At 62.5% G+C, this 2,650-nt stretch carries 3 protein-coding genes; all 3 read right to left on the reverse strand.

Annotated features, from left to right (window positions below; translation table 11 throughout):
• On the reverse strand, window positions 1-407 hold a 407-nt coding region (locus EN879_RS31395; protein ID WP_281034614.1), incomplete at its 3' end, for an ATPase domain-containing protein.
• 222 nt (window positions 408-629) lie between these two features.
• Window positions 630-2,120, reverse strand: a complete 1,491-nt coding sequence (locus tag EN879_RS31405) for a replicative DNA helicase (protein WP_013532525.1) — start codon at window positions 2,118-2,120, stop codon at window positions 630-632.
• Between the two features lie 220 nt (window positions 2,121-2,340).
• On the reverse strand, window positions 2,341-2,650 hold a 310-nt coding region (locus EN879_RS31410), incomplete at its 5' end, for a small ribosomal subunit Rsm22 family protein (RefSeq protein ID WP_245493897.1).

Consider the following 2,650-nt stretch of genomic DNA (forward strand, 5'->3'; position numbering starts at 1 on the left):
AGCCTGATCTGCGCGACCGCCTCTTCGCCCGAGACATAGACGATGCGGTGGCCTTTTGATGCCAGCGCCGCGGCCGCCTGGGTGAGCAGCGTCGACTTGCCGATGCCGGGGTCGCCGCCGACCAGCAGCGCCGAGCCGCGCACGAACCCGCCGCCGGTGGCGCGATCGAGTTCGCCAATGCCCGAGATGATGCGTGGCGCGTCCTCGATATCGCCGGACAGCGTGGTCAGCACCACGGCGCGTCCCTTGCGGGCGTTGCGCGTGTTGGCTGGTCCTGAGCCGATGCCGCCGGACGTGCCTTCCTCGACCAGCGTGTTCCACTCGCCGCAGGCATCGCATTTGCCGGCCCAGCGCTGATGCACCGATCCGCAACTTTGGCAGATGAATTGGACGCGCGACTTGGCCATTAGATGGAAGCCACGCCGTGACAGGCTGGCGGGGCAGCGCCCCTCTCTGGCCTGCCGGCCATCTCCCCCTCCAGGGGGGAGATTTGCAGCTTCAGCGCTTGCGCCTTCTTTTCAACGCCAAAAATTGGCGAAAGCGTCGATGCCATCCGATCTCCCCCCTTGAGGGGGAGATGTCCGGCAGGACAGAGGGGGGCGCCAAGGAATGGGACCTGTCTCAATAGGTCACTCGAACCTTTCCGGCAGATGATGCTCCTCGGCGAGGTCGGAGAAGCGGGTGAACTCGCCCTGGAAGGCAAGGCTGACGGTGCCGGTCGGTCCATGGCGCTGCTTGGCTATGATCACTTCGGCCTTGCCCTGGACCTCGATCATCTTCGTCTCCCAGGCGAGATGCTCGGGCGTGCCTTTCTCCGGCTCCTTGTTCTTGATGTAATATTCCTCGCGGTACACGAACAGCACGACGTCGGCGTCCTGCTCGATCGAGCCCGATTCGCGCAGGTCGGACAGCTGCGGATGTTTGTCGTCGCGGCTTTCGACTTGACGCGAGAGCTGTGAGAGCGCGATGATCGGCACGCCCAACTCCTTGCCGAGCGCCTTCAGTCCGGTGGTGATCTCGGTGATTTCCTGGACGCGGTTCTGCGACGCCTTGGCAGATGAACCCTGCATCAGCTGGATATAGTCGATGACCATCAGGTCCAGCCCGCGCTGGCGCTTGAGGCGGCGGGCGCGCGCCGCGAGCTGGGCGATCGAGATACCACCCGTCTGGTCGATGTAGAGCGGGCGCTTGTGGTTCTCCTGCGTGTAGGCGACAAGCTTGCCGAAATCGGCTTCCGTCAAATCGCCGCGCCGGATTTTCGATGATGGAATCTCGGTCTGCTCGGAGATGATGCGGGTGGCCAGCTGCTCCGACGACATTTCAAGCGAGAAGAAGCCGACGACGCCGCCATTGGCCGCCTTGACGGAGCCGTCGGCCTGTTGGGCAGGCTCATAGGCGGCAGCGATGTTGTAGGCGATGTTGGTGGCCAGCGACGTCTTGCCCATGCCTGGGCGGCCGGCGATGATGATCAAATCCGAAGGCTGCAGGCCACCCATGCGATGGTCGAGATCGCGCAGGCCGGTGGCAATGCCGGACAGGTGGCCATCGCGCATATAGGCCGCGCTGGCCATGTCGACGGCATTCTTCAACGCATCGGAAAAGCTTTCGAAACCGCCATCGTAGCGGCCGTTTTCGGCCAGCTCGAACAGCCGCCGCTCGGCATCCTCGATCTGTTCGCCGGGTGCCATGTCGACCGGCGCGTCATAGGCGATGTTGACCATGTCTTCGCCGACGGTGATCAGCGCGCGGCGCGTCGCAAGGTCATAGATGGCGCGGCCATAGTCGGTGGCGTTGACGACGGTCACAGCCTCGACCGCCAGCCGCACGACATATTGCGCCATCGTCATGTCCCCAACCTTCTCGTCGGCCGGCAGGAAGGTTTTCAGTGTGATCGGCGTCGCCACCTTGCCCATACGGATGAACTCGGACGCCACCTCATAGATCTTGCGGTGCAGCGGCTCGTAGAAATGGCTGGCCTTGAGGAAGTCAGAGACGCGGTAGAAGGCGTCGTTGTTGACGAGGATGGCGCCGAGCAACGCCTGCTCGGCCTCGATGTTGTTTGGCGCTTCACGATAAAGCGGTGTTTCCGCGACGCCGAATTTTCGCGCTGCCTCTGCCATGATATCCCCGATTTCAATCCCGGCCTTTCGATATCAGAACGTGATGAGTCGGTGCTGACCTTTCTGCATCACTACCCAACCAAAGAACCTTGATGCCCGTTGTTCACAGGAACAACCAATCGTCCACAGGAGAGTATTCGCGTGCCCCGATTCCGGTTGACTCGACAGGGCGTGGATCTCTATCTGACTCGTCGGAACAAAGCAAGAACAATGGCACTGTTCATTTTGCGATGTTGTCCAGCCTGTCGCCCCAGTCCAATCGCCGGGCCAACTTGAAGTCGGCGCCGTCGCGCTTGGTGAACAAGCGCTCGGTGGCGGTGCCGTCGTCCTGGCAAAGCTTGAGCAGAACCTTGCCGGAGCCGGATTTCGGTGGCGCAAGAACTCGTGCCTGGTGTGATGTGGGGCCGTCGCGAGAAGCCGCGACGTAGATGAATTTCTCGTCTTCCCACGGCACGTCGGCATCCTTGGCCAGCCGATGCAGGCGCGAGCGGGCGACGCGGCGGGAAAAATGGCACCAGTCGGGCTGGACC

The organism is Mesorhizobium sp. M7A.F.Ca.AU.002.02.1.1, assembly GCF_003998535.1.
Lineage (GTDB): Bacteria > Pseudomonadota > Alphaproteobacteria > Rhizobiales > Rhizobiaceae > Mesorhizobium > Mesorhizobium ciceri.